Source organism: Teichococcus aestuarii, from assembly GCF_042651065.1.
Lineage (GTDB): Bacteria > Pseudomonadota > Alphaproteobacteria > Acetobacterales > Acetobacteraceae > Pseudoroseomonas > Pseudoroseomonas aestuarii.
In genome coordinates this window covers 37391-55021 of sequence record NZ_JBHSCH010000024.1, presented here as the reverse complement: position 1 = coordinate 55021, position 17631 = coordinate 37391, and the positions used below count along the sequence as shown (strand labels likewise).

Sequence of the window (17631 nt, the reverse complement as noted above, 5' to 3'; positions counted from 1 at the left end):
AAAGCCGTCGCAGCCCTGGCCAAGGCATGGGCGCGCAAGCCACCCGTCAAGCGCAAACCTGCAGTTTGACCCGCGGCCCTCGCCGGATGAATACGATCGTCCGGCCGCAGCGCCAGAGCATGACCGAGAGCTTCATGGCTGCCTTCCAGGTCGCCCAGCCGTTTCCGGACATGGGCGAGGTTATAGAAGGCGTCGCAATAATCAGGGCGCAGCGCAATGGCTTGCCCAAAGGCTTGCCCGGCCATTGCGAGCTGCCCCGTGTCGCTGCCGGCCGATTGCAGGCAGAGACCCAGGCCGAACCAGGCCTCGGCCGATTCCGGCTGGCGTGACAGCGCCTCCCGAAAGGCCGGCAGCGCCTCCTCCCAGCGCTCCATCTCCTGCAGCACCAGGCCCCGGTTGAGGAACAGCGCGGCACTGTCCTGCCCCGCCTGCGCGGCGGCCTGGAAAGCCTGATCGGCCTCCGGCCAGCGCTGCTGCGCCTGGAGCGCCAGCGCCAGATTGTAGAGCGCGATTCCGTTTCCCGGCGCCTCCAGCAGCGCGGCCCGCAGCAGCGCCTCGGCCTCGGCCGGCTGCTTCAGCAGCAGGAGACTGTGCGCCAGGTTGAGACGGGCTGGCAGGAAGCTGGGCTGTACCGCCAAGGTGGCGCGAAAAGCCCCGGCGGCGGCGGCATGCTCCCCGGCCTCGACAAGGGTGTTGCCCAGGCTGAAGTGATTCTCGGCGCCGCTCGGCTGCAGGGTTGCCGCCAGGCGGCAGGAGGCCACTGCCTCATCCAACCGTCCCGCGGCACGCAGCACCATGCCCAGGTTGCGCTGATACTCCGCCACCCTGGGTCGCAGCTTCGCTGCGCGTTGCAGCGCAATAATTGCCTGCTCCCGCCTGCCCTGCTGGTGCAGCAGCAGGCCGAGCAGATTCTGCGCATCTGCATGGTCCGGATCCTGCCGCAGCAAGGCTCGATAAAGCGGCTCGGCCTGCGCCAGTGCACCGGCCTGGTGCAGGCGCACAGCCTCATGCAGCCGGCGACGCGCCTCAATCTGCACGCCCCCGGCCAAGCCAGGAATGGAGCGACCCATACGCCTCAGGCCGTCCGGTCGATGCTGGCGGCCAGGGTGTGGCGCAGGGGCTTGCGACGCGAGCCATCGGCCGGGGCATAGACGGCCGGGTTGGCGGACTCCGAGAGATCGTGGCGCAGTCTCTGCTGGATGGTTTCCAGCGCGCCCACCACGGAGCCGAGCACCAGCGCGTTTTCCTCCGCCGCATGCATCATCGCCGACAGCGCCGCCCGCTCTTCCGCCGTCTCTGGCACACCGGCCGCGGCGAGTTCGGACAAGGCAAGGCGCTTCTCCTCGATCAGGCCGTGCAGTTCCGGCAGCGCCACATGCCGCGCCGCGGCCGCCTCCCGCTCCAGCACGCCCCGCAACCGCTGGGCAGCGCGCAGAAGCAGGCTCACTGGCCCGCCTTCGGCGCCGAGCGACGGCCGATCTCCCGCATGATGGCGTCGCCCAGGCCCAGCCCGCCCTGGCGAACCAGCGCCTGGCCCAGGGCCTCATCCATGAAGCTGTCGAAGGCCTGGGCTCCGGTGCCGCGTCCGGCCAGTCCCTCCTTCGCAGTGGGCCGTGCGGCGCGCAGCAGTTCCGCGGCGAAGCTGCCTTCCAGGTTCTGGGCGAGGCGGCGCAGCGGCACCGCATCCGGGCCACCAAGGGGCGGCCGGGCAACAAGATCCATGTGCGAACGAGCCTCCTGCTCCACGGATGGTCCTGACGGACACCGTCGTCGCCACGTTAGTAGCCCATCAGGAAATTTTCGCATAAAAAGGGCTCACATCCTGCCTCTAGAAGGGACGGCTCCTTGATCTCCAGAAGGAGCTAACCCGAACCGCGCGAGACGCGGCAGAGAGGAACCGTCGCCGTGGGCGAGGAGGAAGACCGGCTCCTGCCGGATGAGCCGAAGCGGCGCCATCAGATCCGCCGGCGCGCCTTGGCGGTGGAGTTGCGTGGGGAATTCGACCGGCGCCTGCTGGCCGGCGAGGAAGTGGGAAGCCTGGCGCGCGCCTTCGGCATTGAACCCTGGTATGCGCAGCGTCGCGCCAAAAGGGTGCTGAGCCGCGCTCAGAAGGGGCGGGAGATCTCGCCTTTCATCTCTGCCTTCCAGGAGGTGGAGGATGAGATGACCCCGATGCAGTATGCCTGCTGCCTGCTGGGCAACCGGGTGCGGCCGCTGCGCAACGGCTATTACGTGCTGGATGGTTTCCAGGCGGGACCGAAGGAAGTGACGCGCGCGGCCAACCGCGTGCTGCGCGAGAAAGGGCTGGCCGAAATTCCCTATCCAGGCCTAACCCCGCTGTATCGCTGAAGGCAGGATGGCCGCCGGCGCCACAAGGGCGCGGCGGCCATCGCCTCAGGGAGCAGGCTTGCCAACCAGCATGGTCTGTGGCGTGGCGCGGAGTTCGGCCTCCAGCTTCACCAGATCGGTCACGCCCTCATCCGCCAGGTCCGCGACCGCCTCGGCCGCGGCCTGGGTGGCCTGCGCCAGGGAATGCAGCGCAGCCTCCGCCTCGGCGACCAACGCCGCCGTGCTGGCGGCGGCCGTGGCGAGGACCACCGTGCCGCCGGCCTTGGGCGGGGCGGTCTCAGGCGATGCCTCTGCCTGCTGGAGGGGCTGCTGAGATGGCGGCTGGGCCGCCACAGAGGCAGGAGCCGGCGGCGCAGGCTCGGGGTCGCGCTGCTTGTGCACACCGCTGACCCGGGCGCCGCGCTCGATGCTGATTTCCTCGTAACTCAACTCAGCGTCGATCATGGCGGTGCGGACGATCTCGATCTCCCGCGCCGTCACCGTGCCACGCAGAGCGCCGCAGACGCGTACCCGCTCGGCCGTGACGCTGCCCTCCATCAGACCGCCCGCTTCGATCAGCAGCACCGGCGCATGCAGGTTGCCGCGCAGCACGCCTTCGACGCGGACGACGCCACGGCTCCGCAGGCGACCCTCCACCTCGCTATCGGCGGCCACCAGCATCACGCCGGCGGGCGAGCCGATGGGGGGGGTTGGTTTGGATCGGTCCATCTTCGGCTCCAGGCGCTCCGGCACGCCGCGGGCACTGCCGGATGCGATACTGCCTTCGGACAGGGGGGTACCGGCCGAGGAAAGGTCGATCCGCTCATAGGTGATGCGCGGCTCTCCGCCGCTGGGCTTGCCGAAGAAGCTCATGTCCAGTCCCGTTCTAGGAGGCCCGGCACGGCCTCGCCGTACCATGCTGACCGCTTCTACGATTTTCGCATCACTGCTTCAAATGTTTTTCGCAACGGATGGCGATGAATCCCCCAGCCCAGCGAATTCTTCAGCTCAGCACCGGCGGCCGCGCCCCGGCCAGGCTGAGCACCTCGTCCAGGTGCTGACCTTGGCAGAGCGCACTGGCGAGGGCGGTCAGTCGTAACGCATCGAGGGCCAAGCCAGGACGGTCCAGCCGCCGGCCGATCTCCCGGACCGCATCGGCCAGATTCTCCAGGCCTTGCAGCCCTGGCAGCAGGGGGGCCTCCGCCGTGCCGCAGGGCGGTGGCATCAGGCCGCGCGGGGGTGTCAGCACCATGCCATTGGGCAGCCGCAGCCGGCCGCTCAGATGGTCGGCCTGCGCCTGGCAGCAGGCGAGCAGCTCGGCGGCCGGCGCGGCGGTGGTCAGCATCAGCCCCACCACCAGTCCCAGAGTCTCGTCCATCTGCGAGGCCCAGGCGACGGCCTGGGCGCAGCTGGCTTCGTCCAGAATGCAGAGACCATCCGGCCCCACTTCGGCGAAGGGATCATCCAGCGCCGGCAGGTAGAATTCCCGGAAGGCCTCCAGCGCCGCGGACAGCGCAGCCTGCTCGGCCAGCATGGGCGCCGTCTCGCCCAATGCCGCCAACCGGCGCGCGCGCAGCGCCGCCAGTTCCGCCACGTTCAGGACGCTCAGCGGCCAAGTGCAGGCCGGGTCTTCCAGTAAGGGGCCCAGGCGCAGCAGGGGCGCGATCTGGGTGCCGCCCTCACTGCGGGGCAGGGTGCCCTGGTCAATCGCCCAACGCCGTAGGGCTTCCGCGGCAGTGCCCAGGAAGCGTTTGCTGCCGATGCGGACCATGGACAGCCGCGCCGCCTGGGTAGCCTGCGCTGCCCAATCTTCGGCAGCCGCGCGGTCGGCCAGGGCATCACGCCGGAAGGCAGCGCTGCCCTGGCCGACCGTCACCTGCCAGGTTCCGTTCTGCCCAGGACGAACGCGCGTCACCATAGCCCCAACTCCCGATTCCGTGATCAGAGAACTTCGGACACCGCCGCCAAGGCAAGGGGCGTAATCGCGGCGGCGCAAGAAAACACGACGGAGCCACACAGAGCGTGGCGTGGCTCTATCGTTCGTAGTATTTCGCAAAGCTGTGGACGCTCTCGCACGACATCGCCGGGCCTGCCGCCCGGACGCCCCGACAAAGGCGGGGCGCCCAGGACGGCCCTCTCCGAATGGCCCTGGCTGGCATCATCCTCTGCTGCCCAGGCTCAACCGATATGGACCGCGCTTGTTCGGGTCAGGCCCGGGCCATGCTGCGGCGGAAAGTTCTGCCGGCCGTCAGGCCGGCACCAGCGTCTCGGCCAGGCCCTCCAGCTTGCTGGGCAGCGGCGTGGCAGCGCCGGCCGTGCGTAGCAGCGCCACCAGGTCCTCTGGCAGACGTGCCTCGATCACCACGGCGGCGCCATCGATCTCGACCATGGCACCGGAGAGCAGGCGGGTTTCCATTTCCACGCCTCGGGGCGCGGGTTCCACCAGCCGCAGGGTCTCGCGAGCACGGGCCAGCGCCGCGCCGCGCAAGGCTTCCAGCACCTCGGAGCGACTGAGCCGGATGGTATGGTTGACGAAGAAGGGGGCGGATCCGGTCATCGGGAGGGATTCTCCTTCCTGGGAAGACATAAGATCATCCAGAGGGGAATATCGCTTCGCGATATACTTCCCTCCGTTTTCGCGGACCCGATCTGCCGACGCCAAGCCATGGCAGGACAGGGCATGCGCAGCATTTCTAGCATGCCCCAATGACTGCCACCATTTCGACATTCGAGAAAATGGTAAGTCGTTTCTGTATAATAGCTTCAGGAACCCTACCGGAAACCGTCGGCAAAGGCAGCATCATCATGCGAAGTGATGAGACGGGAAAGGGTGGCCCGCATATTTTTGCGTATGGATTAAATAGCGAAAAAAGTCTAAACGCGGCAGCGGATACGGAGCCAAGCGGCAAGCCGACTCCGGTGGATGAGGCGAGGCGAGGGAGAAGAGGCAGGATGGCACGGGCAGGCGGAACAGCGCGAAAGCTGGCGAAGGCAGCGGCGCAGGGCGGGCGGATCGTGCAGGTCCAGGGCCAGAGCCCCGACAACGCAGCCTTCTCCATCGAGCTCATCACGCCGGAAGGCGCCACGGAGTTGCTGCACCGTCGGCGGCCCAGCGCGAGCGAGAACCCCGCCGCCATCCATGCCTATGCCGAAGCCATGCGCGAGGGGCGCTGGATCCTCAACGGCATGCCCATCATCCTCTCCCGCACAGGGGTGCTGCTGGACGGGGTGCAGCGGCTGCGCGCCTGCATCAAGGCGGGCGTGCCCTTCCTGACCGTGCTGGCGCAGAACATCCCGGACGATGTGCTGCACACCATCGACCAGCAGCGCCGCCGCTCCTTCGCCGGCGTTCTGGAAGCGCGCGGCGTGCCGCACGCCCACGCCCTGCAATCGGCCCTCGTCAAGCTGATCCGCTATGATGACAACAAGATGCTGCGCGGTGCCGGTACCGCCTCCTGGTCGCGCATGGACCGCGTGCTGCGCGGCAACCCCGATCTCGAGCAGGCGGTGAAGATGTCGCTGGAGAGCGAGGCCACCATCCTCTCCGAGGCGGTGCGCACGCCGCTGCTGTTCATGGGCTTCCGTGTCGACAAGGCGGCGACGCGGCGCTTCCTCGACGCGATCGCCTGGCCCGAGAAGTACTCGCCGATGGAGCCCGGCGCGCGCATCCGCGACCTGATCGACATGACGCGCGGCGACCCGGCCACCCGCCTGAAGCCGGTGATGCTCTACGCCCTCTGCATCAAGGCGCTGAACGCCACCTTCAGCGGCCAGCACGCGCGCAGCTACACCTGGATCGACCGCACCGCCAACCCGACCAAGGGCGAGGACTTCCCGCGCCTCGATGGCTATGAGGGGCTGAACGACCCCGGCCATGGCAACGACACGGAGGAGACGGCGCGCAGCCTGCGCGCCGCGGTCGAGCGCCTGTCGCAGGAGGAGAACGTCTATCCACTGGCGATCGAGACCATCTCGCCGCAGATGGCGGAGGAGTACCTCGCCCACAACACGCGCAACCGCAAGATCGTCGCGGCGCATGTCGATGCCATTGCCCGCGACATCCGCGCAGGCAACTGGATGATGAACGCGCAGCCCATCTGCTTCAGCCGCAGCGGCCGGCTGCTGAACGGCCAGCACCGGCTCTCCGCCGTGCTGCAAGCGGGCGAGGCGATCGAGGTGCCGGTGATGCGCGGCCTACCGGAGGAGGCCTACGCCACCTACGACATCCACGCCAAGAAGGGCCCGCAGCTCGGCGCCGCCTTTGACAGCTTCGGCGACAAGCCGCTGATTGCCGCCGCCGCCGTGCTGCTGTGGAAGCGCGAGCTGAAGCCGGCCGGCACGCGCAACGCCAAGCCCACGCCCGCCGAGGTGATGCGCATCGTCGAGCAGCACCCGCGCCTGCTGGAGATGCGCACCTTCGGCCGCAAGATGATCGAGTTCGGCCGTGGCTCGGTGCTGGCCTATGCTGCCTACTGCATCGAGCGCGACGACCCGGAGCTGGGGCGCGTCTTCCTCGAGCGCTTCGAGACGGGCGCCGACCTGCCGCGCGGCCACCTGATCCTGGAGCTGCGCAAGCGCATGCAGGTGCTGCGGCGGGAGCGCACCAGCCAGGAGGAGCAGCTGCGCGAGATCCTGAGCAGCTGGGCGCGCTTCCGCGAGAAGCCCGACCTGGAGCGGCTGAACGGCCAGGGCTGAGGCGCCGCCGGCACCGCCTTTCAGCGGCGCCGCTGCAGCTCCGTATCCTCCAGCCGCTGCTCCGCCTTGCGGGCCGCCATGCGAAGGGCGGCCCGCTGCTTCTGCTCCAGCGTGATCTCCAGCCGCTTGATGGTGGCAAAATCCTCGCGCAGCGCATCGCGGATGGCTTCCTCGGCCGCCAGCCGCTCCGCCATGCTGCGGTCCAGCCGCGCTTCCTGCCGGCGGGCAGCGCTGTTCCAGGCGGCCCAGCTCGCCATCGCCAGGGGGTCGCCCTGCGCCATCTGGTCCTCGGCCGCGCGCTGCGCATCGAGCGCTGCGCGTTGCCGCGCCACTGCCTCCCGCGCCCGCTCGGCTTCCGCCAGGGCGACGCGCCGGCCATCCGCCTCCTGCCGCGCCAGGCGCAGCAACAGGGGAATTCCATTCATCGCACCGCGCATTTCCGCAAACCCTTGGCCCGCCTGACGCAGTCCTCTAGTGTATATCCGTTTTTCGCATACGGTCGAGATGGCGATGAAAAGCTGGAAGCCGGTGGCGCTGGGAATCCTGGCGGCGCTGGGGGTGGCGATGGCCTCCGGGCTGGCGGGCAATGGCAGCGCCGCGAGCCCCGCCTTTCCGACCCCCGAGCCCTCGGGCGAAGCCGTGACAGGCTCTGCCTTCCTGGTGGGGCCGGGGCTGCTGGTCACCAACGCCCATGTGGTGCTGCGCTGCCGTGCCGAGGGCCGGCCGGTGCGCGTGGCCGGGCTGGCCGGCCCCTGGCGGGTGCTGGCGGAGGAAAGCACCACCGATCTCAGCCTGCTCTCGGGGCCGCCCTCCAACGAGGCTTTCCTGCCGCTCTCGACGGCGCAGCGCCTGCCGCGCGACATGCCGGTGATGGCGCTGGGCTACCCCGCCCTCACGCTGCGGCCGGGGCAATTGGAGGCGACGCCGGGCCGCATCCGCCGCGCCGCCCTCACGGTGCACGACCCCGAAGGTGGCCGCGCCGTCAGCTTCGTCATGACCGACCGGCAGGGCCAGGAGGTCGAGGCGCGCTGGGAGGATGGGGTGCGGTATTTCGGCACCGACCGGGCGGACCGGCTGCGCTGGCGGCTGGAGATCGACGTGGCGACGGGCGGCGGCAGCTCGGGTGGGCCCGTGGTGGATGCTGCTGGCAATGTGGTGGGGGTGGTCTATGCGGGGGGCCGCGGCTCCACCGCCGCCGTGCCGCTCTCGGACCTGCGGGACCTGCTGGCGCGGGCGGGCGTGGCGCCGCTGCTGCGCACGCCGGCCGGCATGGCGGCACCGGATTGGGCGGCCGTCCGAGCGCGGGCCGCGCAGGCCGTGCGGCGCATCTCCTGCTGAGGACGGCGCGGCCCGGCCGGTTAGCTCAGGCCGCGGCGGAGGCCTGCTTGCGGGCCGGCCGGGCCAGCGCGGCCGGGGCGGCCAGGGCACCGCCGGGTTGCAACGCATGGATGGCGCTGACCAGGGCGGCCTCGCCCTCCGCTTCCAGCGCCATCAGCACCTCCCACAGCGCCACGTCGAGCGAGAGGCAACCGGTGCCGCCCTGCCGGCGGCACAGCGGCTCAGGCTGGACCACCGTGCCGGCGGTGGGCAGCAGCCACAGGATCTGCTCCCGCTCCCGCATGGCATGGGGGGCATGCGCCGCATTCCCGCCGGCGCGGCAGGCCAGCCGGTAGGTGGCCCCATCGCCGGCCGGGCGCCAGTTTTCCCCGCTGCCATCCGGCACGGCCTGCCAGGGAGCGCTTCCCGCCAGGGCGAGCAGCACCAGGCGGCGGCCTTCCGGCAGGGGCGCCTCCAGGATGGCGCGAGCGACGCCGGAGAGGCCGATGGCCCGCATCTGCGCGCCGATCCGCAGCAGATGCTCACGCAATTGCCGGATCTCGGGTGATGCCGGGCCCTCGAGCGGCGAGTCCAATCCCGGATCGGGATAATCGGCGAGCAGCAGCCCGACATCGCGGCTGATCCGGTGCAGCCAGAGCTGGTCCAGAGCCTGGTTCGCGGCATTCAGCAAAAGGGTCAGTCCGAATGCCATGGGAACCTCCATTTTCCAGAGGAAGCCGCCTGCCAAGGCAGGGTGCAGTTCGTCTGGTCCGCTCTCACCGATTGTCGTTGGCGGCATATTGCGGCACCGCGGTTAACAAACTGCTGAGCCTTTCTCCGGAAGAGCCAAAAGCGACAAGCCGTCGTGAACTTTCTCAACGAGATGACGAGCGGCGCGTTCCAGAGCCGGAATGCACGACAAGGGCCGGCATCCGAGATGCGCAGCACAGGAGTTGGATCGATATGAGGGCCGCAGGGCAGGCGATTTTTCTGGCAGCGACACTGGCCATGACGGCACCCGCCATGGCGCAGCCGCGCCAGGTGCCGGCGCTCGATACAAGTGGGCTGCATGTCGGGACCTTCGATGTCCGCGCCTTCGACCCTCTCGGCATGCCTGAGCGGGGGGCCACGCATCTGACGGAGAGGCAGGAGACAGCCCCTGCCGGGCGGACCCGCGAGGCTTTGTCCGCCGCCACGGCCTCGGCCGTGCCGCAAGGAGCTCAGCCCGTCCAGGCATCGACGCTGGCGGCTTCCGGCAGCCTGTTCAGCGATGGCTGGAGCCGGAATGGCTTCGGCGGACGGAGCGAGTGATATCTAAAATTTGAGACACTGCCGCTGTTTCACAACCCCCCGCCTGTGCTTCTAATGCCGCCAGGGCGCCCTGATCTGCCGCAGGAAGCGCGGTGCCGGCGCGGGCAAGGACATGGGCAAACATGGATACGGGTTTCGGCAGGGGCTTCGTGGTGGTGCACGAAGTGCTGGGCCTCTATGTCGGGCGCACGCCGCACCTCTCATATTGGTCGAAGCTGAACGCGGCCGGCCGCGACGCCGTGGCCACCTTTCCGTCCGAGGCGCTGGCGCGCTGGCATGTCGAGGTCTGGGAAGGCGGCTGGCCGGAGGATGAGAGCCATGCCGGGCTGGCGTTGCATGCCGTGGCCATCGACCGGCCGGGCGGCTGGGCCAGCGTGGCGGCCCTGCGCGCGGCCGGTCTTGATGCGCATCTGGGAGAGCTGGCCCACCCCGCCTGGAAAAGTCCTGCAGGCCATTGCTAGGCGCGGCCTGCGTCAAGGCGCTGCTGCCCGCCTTGACGCGGGCAGGCTTCAGATGAACTGCAACTCGGCATGCAGGGCGCCGCTGGCCTTGAGGGCCATCAGGACGGAGATCAGATCCCTCGGCGCCAGCCCCAGCGCGTTCAGGCCATCCACCAGATCCTTGAGGGTCGTGGCACGGGGCAGGGTAGCCAGCCGGCGGCCCCGCTGGTCGTCCACCTCCACCTGCGTGCGCGGCACCACCACCGTCTCCCCATTGGAGAAGGGGCCGGGCTGGCTGACGACAGAGCTTTCCGTCACGCGGATGACCAAATTGCCATGGGTGATGGCCACCGGGTCGATCCGCACCTGCGCGCCCACCACGATGGTGCCGGTGCGCTCGTCCACCACCACACGGGCCGGCGTCTCGGGCCGGATCTGCAGTGCCTCCATCTGCGCGACGAGCAGTGGCAGCCGGTCCCGGTAGCCGGGCGGCACGCGCAGCTCCACCGTGCCGAGGTCGAGCGCCGCGGCACTCCCGGCGCCGAAGCGGCTGTTCAGCGCCTCCTCAATGCGCACGGCGGTGGTGAAGTCCGGCGCGCGCAGCGCCAGGCGGACGCTTTCGAGGTTGCGCAATTCCACCGGCACCTCCCGCTCCACCAGCCCGCCGCCTGGCACACGTCCCTGGGTGGTGACGCCGCTACTGATGCTCTGCGCCTGCCCGGCGGCCTGGAAGCCGCCCACCACCACCGGGCCCTGCGCCACGGCATAGACCTCGCCATCCGCGCCCATCAGCGGCGTGACGACCAGCGTGCCGCCATTGAGACTCTTGGAATCGCCAAGCGAGGAGACCTGCACGTCGATCGGCGTGCCTTGCCGCGCGAAGGGCGGCAGGGTGGCGGTGACGATGACCGCGGCGGCATTGCGGGTCTGCACCCGGGCATCGGCCACGTTGATGCCCATGCGCTCCAGCATCGCCGCGAGGCTCTGCTGGGTGAAGGGGGTGTTGCGCAGCTGGTCGCCCGTGCCCTGCAGCCCGATGACCAGCCCGTAGCCCAGCAGCTGGTTGCCACGTACCCCTTCGATAGTGACGACATCCTTCAGCCGCACCTGCGCCTGCGCCGGCGCCGCCAGGGCCAGCCCCAACGGCAGCAGCAGAAGCGCGAGGCGCCATAGCGGCGACATGGGCCCGTTCCTTCAGTTCGGGTAGCGCAGGCCGGCGGCGACCAGCGCCTCCAGCGGCAGGCCAGCGGGGTCGAGGCCGAGCAGGGCGCGCAGGTTGCCCAGCGCCTCCTCCGCCTTCAGCCGGTAGAGGGCATGTTGCCTGGCGCGGCCGTCCTGGACCGTGCGCAGCATCATGATGGCCTGCCACAACCGGACCGCCGCCTCCCGCCCCGTGGGCGTGGCCAGCATGAAGCCCTCGGCGCAGCGTTCCACCGAGCAGCCAAGGCCCTCGGCGATGCCGGCATAGGTGGCGACATCCTCCTCCTCCAGCGCCAGCGGAACGAAGGGGACGGCCAGGGAAAGGCCAGAAGGCTGCATGTCCGGTTCTCCGTCAGAGGACGCGACAGGCGTCTTAGAGATAGTTCACGAAGCTCAGCTCCGCGAGCTTGGCGGTGATCGAGTAGGTCGCCTGCAGCTGGATCTGCAGCGTGCCGATCCGGTCAGAGACGGTGTAATAGTCGACGCCTTCCAGATCGTTGATCTGCGCGGTCGCGGCAGCGATTGCGCGCTCCTGGATCTCGGCGACGTTGCTGAGCCGCTCCTGCTTGCTGCCCAGCACGCCGGCGAGCACGGTCAGTTGCGTACGCACGCCACGCATCAGGTCGCCCGCCTCGTCCAGCAGCGCCGTCCTGGCCTCCTCCGTCATCTCGGAGGAAGGCGCGTCCAGCAGCGAGAGCAGCGACAGGGCCTTGAACGCATCCCGGAAGGCCGGATTGTCGGCCCGTACATTGTAGGTGAGGGTTTCGCCCGCACCAATGCGGATGCGGGACGGCTCGTCGGATTCCGGGTCGGTGCTGCCGCCCAAATCCGTGCGGCTGGTGGACTGGTAGACCAGCCCGTAGAAGGAGCTTCCATCCGCCGCCCGCTGCACATTGGCGAACATGGTGTCGAAGGTGGTGATCAGGCTGGCGGCACCCGCTGCGCTCAGCGGCCCGGAGGCAACGGCGAGGTCCTTCCTGGCCTCCGCCCAATCCAGCAGGTCGGAGGCTTCCGCCAGAGGCGGCTGGGCGCTGTCCGTGCCGCCGAACAGGTTCTGCCCATCCCAATAGGTATTCAGCAAATCAGTCATGCTGCCCAGCATCTCGCGCGCATTGCTGGCGATGATGGTGTAGCCATTGCCCTTCAGCGCATCGACCTTGAGGATCTCGGGGCTCATCTGGTCCATCAGGTCGCCCACCGAGGTGAGCGCGGCCTGCGCGGCCTTCAGCCGCTCGCCCGCGAGGCTGGTGGCGTTCTGGATCGACTCTCCCTGCTGGATGTCGTCATACAGCTTGTAGAGCAGCGAGGCGCCCACCCCGAGCTCCCGTGCGGGGTCGGCCTTGCGGCCGGAGGACATCTCGGCCGTCAGCTTCGCCAGCTCGGCCTGCAGGTTGCGGAGGCTGGCCTGGCGCCCGACGGAGATGCCGGCAGGCGCGACACGGTCATACATGATGGCGTCTTCCCTCAGCCTCAGCGGATCTGTTCAAGCTGTTCGAGCATGCGGGCGGCGGTCTGGATGACCTGCACCGAGGCCGCATAGGTCTGCTGCACCACCAGAAGGCGCTGCAGCTCCTCATCGATGTTCACAGCGGTTTTGTTGGCCAGATCCTCGCGCGCCTGCAGCGCCAGCCGGCCGCGCGCATCGGCCCGGTCCGACCAGATGGCGCGCTCGCTCTGCATCAGGCCGACGCTCTGCGATGCGGCCTGCGACAAGCTCATGGAGGCGGGCAGGCCCGAATTGCTGTCATAGGCGCGGGACTGCTCCATCTCGTCCAGCGCGCGCAGAATGAAGCTGTTATCGGCCGCGCGATCATCCGTCGCCGCCTGCATGCCCACCCGCAGCTTCCACAGCGCGCCGCCCTGCTCCGGATCGGCCGCCGGGTTGATCGCGATCTTGCGGGAGAGGCCGAGGAAAGAGGCCGCCGGGTCCCAGGTGGCCGCCCCTTGCTCGACGAACAAACCCGCCTGCTGGCCGGTGAGCGTGGTGTCGGCCTCCTGAAAGGACTGCATCAGCCGCCCCGCCACCTGGTCGATCATGTCGGTGAAGCGCGGCAGGGTGACGTCGCGTATCTGCAACGAGGCGGCGATGCTGCCGCTGTCGGACATGCGCAGCGCCTGCCCGTCCACCTCGACCGCGGAGAGGCTTGCGGGGTGGCGCGATTCCGCCGGGATGGTCGGGGTGTGGGTGAAGGTCAGGCGGTGGACGACGGTGCTGTCATAGATCGTCGTGCCGCCATCGGTCATCAGCAACAGATGGCCGGGGCCGTTGTCGTAGATGCGCACCGGCAGGCGGCTCGAGATCTCGGCCAGCAGGGTGTCGCGCCGGTCCTCGGCCTCGGCGGTGGAGACGCCACGCGCGCTGGCCACCGCCATCTGCCGGTCCACCTCGGCGAGGTCGTCGAGCGCGGTGTTCACCGCCTCGACATCCCGCGCCACGGACAGATCCGCCCGGACCCGGGCCTCGGCGATGGCGCTGTCCATGGTGTGGAACGCCTCCACCAAGTCCTGCGCGGCGGCCAGCACCTGGCTCTGGGCCACCGCATTGTCCGGCGCGGAGGAGAGGGTGGTCAGCGCCTCCTCGAAAGCGCCGAGCTTGGAGGAGAGCGAGCGGTCGTCGGAAGGCTGGCCGACCGTGCTGTTGTAGGTCTCGAGCGCCTCCTTCATCCGCTTGGCGTAGCCTTCAAGGCCATCCGCGACGCGTGAGGCGGCGGCGAGAGCGGCATCGCCCATGCGCTGGGTGGTGCCCGCCGTCACGCCGGCGCCGACACCGGCCACCAGCCGCTCGCTGCGCGGCATCTCGCGCCGCACATAGCCGGAGGTGTTGGCGTTGGCGATGTTGTTCGCCAGGATCGAGGACTGGCGCTGCTCGGCGGCCAGCGAGGAGAGCGCGTTGGACAGGGCGGCTTGGATGGACATGCTTCGGCCTCCAGTTGATGCGTGGCGGGCCCGGCGGCCAGAGGTGCGGAAGGGCCCGGGCCGGGCCCGCCCGCCCCATCGGCGGCGTTACCGCTTCAGGTTGGCCGCCTCTTCCATCATCTGGTCGGCCGTGCGCACCACCGAGGCGTTGGAGCTGTAGGCGCGCTGCGTCTCGATCAGGTTGGTCAGCTCCGTGCCGATATCGACATTGGAGGATTCCAGCGCCCCGCCGGAGGTGGTGCCGGACGCCCCCGTGCCGGGATCGAGCAGGCGCACCGCACCGGCATCGAGCGACATCTCGAAAGCATCGCCGCGCACCGGGTTCAGCCCGTTCGCATTCGGGAAGACGGCCAGCTTCAGCGCGTAGATCGGGCGCGACTTGCCGTTGGAGAAGGTGGCGATGACCTCGCCATTGTCGGCCACGGACACACGCTCCAGGAGACCAAAGGCCGAGCCGTTCTTCTCGATCTTGGTGGGCAGGTAGCTGCCCGTGAGCTGCGTCATGCCCTCGAAGCTGCTGAAGGTGCCGATGGTGATCGGCAGATCGGTGCCCGCGAAGCCGCCCTGCACGCCCACCCTGACGGTGAGGACTCCCTTCTCGGAGTCGTAGGTGCCAAGCACATTGGCGGCGGCGAGATTGTCGGGCGTGCCGTAATCCGTCGCGGGAGTGGCTGCCGTCGCGCCATAGGTGGCAGGGTTGGGAACGCCGGTCAGCAGCGGGGAGGAGCCGACCGGAACGGTGAAGCCCGCAGCGACCTGCGCGGTGCCCGCGGCCTGCGCCGTCTGGTCCCACACCGCGGCCAGGGTACCGGCATTGTCGCCATTGCTCCAGAACTGCAGGCCGACCGCGGCGATCCGCTTTGTGGTGTCATAGATGTCGGTCGAGGCCAGATCGCCCGAGGCGCTGTCGAAGATCTCCAGCGTCCACGTGCTGGTATCGGAAGCGCCATCCTGCTCGGGAAGGACAGGAGTGTAGCGGTAGGTCAGGGTCTGCGTGCCGCCCGTCGCGTCGTAATAGTCGATGCTGCTGACGAAGGCGTTGGCGGCTGGCGGCGGGTTGGAGAAGCCCGTCTCGTCCTTCGGCAGGTTCATCCACACCCGCATCTCGGTGGTGGGCGCCGAGGCCACGCTGATGTTGTTGACGTTGACGGTCGAGAGGCTGTCGACATTGTTGTCGCCCAGCGTGCCGAGCGGCTCGCCATCGGCACCGAGCTTGACGCCCTGCAGATAGTAGCCGGCCGAGTTCACCAGGTTGCCCAGCGCATCGGGGCGGAAGGAGCCGGCGCGGGTGGCCAGGTACTTGCCGCCACTGCCCGCCTCCTCGTTCACCACCAGGAAGCCGTTGCCGTTCACCGCGATGTCGGTGTCCACGCCGGTGGATTGCACCTGACCGACCTTGCTGATCTCGACGCGGTTCTTGGCGGCGGTTCCGGCCATGGCATAGGAGCCGTTGCTGGAGCCTTCCAGCACCAGGCTCTCGAACTGCGTATCGACCCGCTTGTAGCCGACGGTCGAGCTGTTGGCGATGTTGTTGGAGATACCGGCAAGCTTGGTGGCCTGTGCGTTCAGGCCCGAGGTGCTGGTACGCAGGGCATTGATGGCCGTCATCGGCGGTCCCTCACAAAGCAGCGTGGCACGGGGAATGGCCGGCACGAGCCGGCCGGATAGGGTCGGGACCGGCGCCGGCTTCTGCCGGCAGGCCGGAGGAGCCGCGCGGTTTCACCGCCATGGCTCGGGAGTGTTGCGGCGCGCCGCGGCCGCGCGGGCCTCGGCCACCACATCAGAGCGCAGCACCGTCACGGCGATGCGGCGGTTCCTCGGATCGTTCGGCGCTTCCCGCACCAGCGGCTCGACCGCAGCCTTGCCCTCGACGCGGAACATGCGGTCCGGCGTGACGCCCGTGCGCTCCAGCGCACGCCGCGCGCTGTTGGCGCGGTCGGTGGACAGCTCCCAATTGCCGTACTGCCCGCGCGAGAATGCCTGCGCATCGGTATGGCCGGCCACCACCACCTCGTTCGGCACGGTGGCCAGCACGCCGCCCACCACCTCCAAGATGCGTGACAGGCGCGGGGTCGGCTCCGTGGCGCCGGGCAGGAACATCGGTGCGCCGTCACGGTCGAAGATCTGCAGCCGCAATCCCTCGGGCGTCAGCTCCAGCTGGATGTTCTGGGCCAGCTCGCGCATCGCCTCGCTCTGCATCTGGCGCTCCAGCTCGGCCTTCATCGCCTCGAAGCGCTGGCGCTCGATCGGGTCGCGCATCGGTACGCTTTCGGTATCCTGGCTGGCGCTGATAACCGCCTCGCTCGCCTCATTCTGCTGGGGCATTCCGCCATCTTCGGTGCGAGTCAGGGAATCCTGGCGGTCATCGCCCGCCACGAGGACCGAGCGGCCACCATCCAGCGCGCCATTGCCGGAGGGCAGGTCGAGGATGCTGGAGGCGCTGAAGAACTGCGCGATGCCCTCGCGCTGCGATTCAGAGGTGCTGGAGAGCAGCCACATCACCAGGAAGAAGGCCATCATCGCCGTGACGAAGTCGGCGTAGGCGATCTTCCACTGGCCGCCATGCTCCTCATCATGGTCGCCATGGTGCCGCTTGATGATGATCGGGCGTTTCAGGTGGTCATCGGCGCTCATGCGGCGGGGTGGCCTGTTCCTTGGCGGAGATCATCTTTACATTGATCGTTTTTCGCATTTCAAGTCCCGCGCTCCTGATCCGTGTGCCGCACCGTCAGGCTGCCTTGCAGACGCAGCGCATCCAGCACAGCCAGGAAGGCGTCCTGCAAATCCGCCAGGAAATTTCGCGAAAGCGGGTATTCGGTTTCCATCACGGCGTCCAGCCGGTCCTCCTCCAGCCTGGCACGCCATTCGACCTTGCCCGTGGCAGGGAGCGCGAAGCGCACGGCCAGGGCATTCCGGTCCGGCCGCAGGGTCCGTCCCAAACGGTCGGGCCGCCAGAACACCGCCATCCAGAGCAGCCCGCCTGCAGGGCTGAGCAGCGGCACATTGCGGCCACTCCACAGTGCCGCCTCACCCAGCAGGGCGGGCGGCTGCGGGGGGGCGTCCAGCAGCGCGCGCGTCTCCGCGGCCGTCAGCCCCAATGCGGCGGCGAGCGCTTCCAGGCATTCCGCTCCCAGCCATCGTCCGGGCTCCGGCCGCAGCAGCGCCAGGGCCAATGGCAGGGTCAGCCCCGCGGTGCCGCCGGGCAGGAGCGGTGCCGCCCCAGCCTCCAGGAAGGCCTCGGCCCGCAGGCGCGGATGCCCTGGCGGATCGGCCTCCGCCAGGGCGCGGCCAAGCGGCGGAACGGCGCTGAGCGCCCGCGCCGCCGCGGCGTAGCCGGCGCCAGCCTCGCGCTCGGCAAGGGCGGAGACGGGCAGCACTGGCCCCAGCCTGTCCTCGCGCGATGTCATGCGGTCCCTTGCCCTCC

At 69.2% G+C, this 17631-nt stretch carries 20 protein-coding genes; 5 read left to right on the top strand and 15 right to left on the bottom strand.

Annotated elements, in window-relative coordinates; all coding sequences use genetic code 11:
• From ACFOY6_RS11580 to ACFOY6_RS11570, 3 genes are all read right to left on the bottom strand, one after another.
• The coding region (locus ACFOY6_RS11580) for a tetratricopeptide repeat protein (protein WP_379650836.1) at positions 1 to 1037 on the bottom strand (1037 nt) is incomplete at its 3' end.
• Between the two features lie 38 nt (positions 1038 to 1075).
• Positions 1076 to 1447, bottom strand: a complete 372-nt coding sequence (locus ACFOY6_RS11575; protein WP_379640551.1) for a hypothetical protein — start codon at positions 1445 to 1447, stop codon at positions 1076 to 1078.
• Positions 1444 to 1722, bottom strand: coding sequence for a rod-binding protein (locus ACFOY6_RS11570; RefSeq protein ID WP_379650834.1), 279 nt, complete (start codon positions 1720 to 1722; stop codon positions 1444 to 1446). Before ACFOY6_RS11570 ends, ACFOY6_RS11575 begins: the two co-directional genes overlap by 4 nt.
• Positions 1723 to 1905: 183 nt before the next feature.
• Here ACFOY6_RS11570 and ACFOY6_RS11565 point away from each other — a divergent pair, with 183 nt between their 5' ends.
• Positions 1906 to 2349: a hypothetical protein gene (locus ACFOY6_RS11565; protein WP_379640553.1), complete on the top strand. Its 444-nt coding sequence runs from the start codon at positions 1906 to 1908 to the stop codon at positions 2347 to 2349.
• A gap of 45 nt (positions 2350 to 2394) precedes the next feature.
• Here the strand turns inward: ACFOY6_RS11565 and ACFOY6_RS11560 are convergent, their stop codons facing one another.
• From ACFOY6_RS11560 to ACFOY6_RS11550, 3 genes are all read right to left on the bottom strand, one after another.
• Positions 2395 to 3201 (bottom strand): bactofilin family protein, encoded by an 807-nt coding sequence (locus ACFOY6_RS11560; RefSeq protein ID WP_379650832.1) that lies wholly within the window; start codon positions 3199 to 3201, stop codon positions 2395 to 2397.
• Between the two features lie 130 nt (positions 3202 to 3331).
• Complete coding sequence (locus ACFOY6_RS11555) at positions 3332 to 4246, bottom strand: hypothetical protein (protein ID WP_379650830.1); 915 nt, start codon at positions 4244 to 4246, stop codon at positions 3332 to 3334.
• A gap of 330 nt (positions 4247 to 4576) precedes the next feature.
• Entirely contained in the window at positions 4577 to 4885 is a 309-nt protein-coding gene (locus ACFOY6_RS11550) for a methionyl-tRNA synthetase (protein ID WP_379650828.1), read from the bottom strand.
• 395 nt (positions 4886 to 5280) lie between these two features.
• Here ACFOY6_RS11550 and ACFOY6_RS11545 point away from each other — a divergent pair, with 395 nt between their 5' ends.
• The gene (locus ACFOY6_RS11545; RefSeq protein ID WP_379640557.1) at positions 5281 to 7023 is read left to right on the top strand and encodes a hypothetical protein; all 1743 of its coding nucleotides are present in this window, start codon (positions 5281 to 5283) and stop codon (positions 7021 to 7023) included.
• Positions 7024 to 7043: 20 nt separating this feature from the next.
• Here the strand turns inward: ACFOY6_RS11545 and ACFOY6_RS11540 are convergent, their stop codons facing one another.
• Complete coding sequence (locus ACFOY6_RS11540; RefSeq protein ID WP_379640558.1) at positions 7044 to 7448, bottom strand: hypothetical protein; 405 nt, start codon at positions 7446 to 7448, stop codon at positions 7044 to 7046.
• 79 nt (positions 7449 to 7527) lie between these two features.
• Between ACFOY6_RS11540 and ACFOY6_RS11535 the strand changes: the two genes are divergently transcribed.
• Positions 7528 to 8361, top strand: a complete 834-nt coding sequence (locus ACFOY6_RS11535; RefSeq protein ID WP_379650826.1) for a S1 family peptidase — start codon at positions 7528 to 7530, stop codon at positions 8359 to 8361.
• A gap of 25 nt (positions 8362 to 8386) precedes the next feature.
• Here ACFOY6_RS11535 and ACFOY6_RS11530 read toward each other — a convergent pair whose 3' ends face one another.
• A complete protein-coding gene (locus tag ACFOY6_RS11530; RefSeq protein WP_379650824.1) occupies positions 8387 to 9052 on the bottom strand; it encodes a hypothetical protein in 666 nt (221 codons plus the stop codon).
• A 296-nt stretch (positions 9053 to 9348) separates the two neighbouring features.
• Here ACFOY6_RS11530 and ACFOY6_RS11525 point away from each other — a divergent pair, with 296 nt between their 5' ends.
• Both ACFOY6_RS11525 and ACFOY6_RS11520 read left to right on the top strand, forming a co-directional pair.
• Positions 9349 to 9651 carry a hypothetical protein gene (locus ACFOY6_RS11525; protein WP_379650822.1) on the top strand — a complete coding sequence of 101 codons (303 nt, stop codon included), beginning with the start codon at positions 9349 to 9351 and terminating at the stop codon, positions 9649 to 9651.
• Between the two features lie 122 nt (positions 9652 to 9773).
• On the top strand, positions 9774 to 10112 hold the full coding sequence (locus tag ACFOY6_RS11520; protein WP_379640561.1) for a hypothetical protein: 339 nt from the start codon (positions 9774 to 9776) through the stop codon (positions 10110 to 10112).
• Positions 10113 to 10160: 48 nt separating this feature from the next.
• On the opposite strand, the gene ACFOY6_RS11515 is transcribed toward ACFOY6_RS11520, so the two are convergent.
• The 7 genes from ACFOY6_RS11515 to ACFOY6_RS11485 all read right to left on the bottom strand — a co-directional run bounded on the left by ACFOY6_RS11515 (position 10161) and on the right by ACFOY6_RS11485 (position 17614).
• A complete protein-coding gene (locus tag ACFOY6_RS11515) occupies positions 10161 to 11273 on the bottom strand; it encodes a flagellar basal body P-ring protein FlgI (protein WP_379650820.1) in 1113 nt (370 codons plus the stop codon).
• A 12-nt stretch (positions 11274 to 11285) separates the two neighbouring features.
• Positions 11286 to 11630, bottom strand: coding sequence for a polysaccharide deacetylase (locus ACFOY6_RS11510; RefSeq protein ID WP_379650818.1), 345 nt, complete (start codon positions 11628 to 11630; stop codon positions 11286 to 11288).
• Positions 11631 to 11664: 34 nt separating this feature from the next.
• Positions 11665 to 12741 carry a flagellin N-terminal helical domain-containing protein gene (locus ACFOY6_RS11505; protein WP_379650813.1) on the bottom strand — a complete coding sequence of 359 codons (1077 nt, stop codon included), beginning with the start codon at positions 12739 to 12741 and terminating at the stop codon, positions 11665 to 11667.
• A 20-nt stretch (positions 12742 to 12761) separates the two neighbouring features.
• On the bottom strand, positions 12762 to 14207 hold the full coding sequence (gene flgK / locus ACFOY6_RS11500; RefSeq protein WP_379650811.1) for a flagellar hook-associated protein FlgK: 1446 nt from the start codon (positions 14205 to 14207) through the stop codon (positions 12762 to 12764).
• Between the two features lie 87 nt (positions 14208 to 14294).
• Positions 14295 to 15815 (bottom strand): flagellar hook protein FlgE, encoded by a 1521-nt coding sequence (locus ACFOY6_RS11495; RefSeq protein WP_379650809.1) that lies wholly within the window; start codon positions 15813 to 15815, stop codon positions 14295 to 14297.
• A 111-nt stretch (positions 15816 to 15926) separates the two neighbouring features.
• Positions 15927 to 16841, bottom strand: coding sequence for a flagellar motor protein MotB (locus ACFOY6_RS11490; RefSeq protein WP_379650807.1), 915 nt, complete (start codon positions 16839 to 16841; stop codon positions 15927 to 15929).
• 59 nt (positions 16842 to 16900) lie between these two features.
• Entirely contained in the window at positions 16901 to 17614 is a 714-nt protein-coding gene (locus ACFOY6_RS11485; RefSeq protein ID WP_379650805.1) for a hypothetical protein, read from the bottom strand.
• Positions 17615 to 17631: the final 17 nt, after the last annotated feature.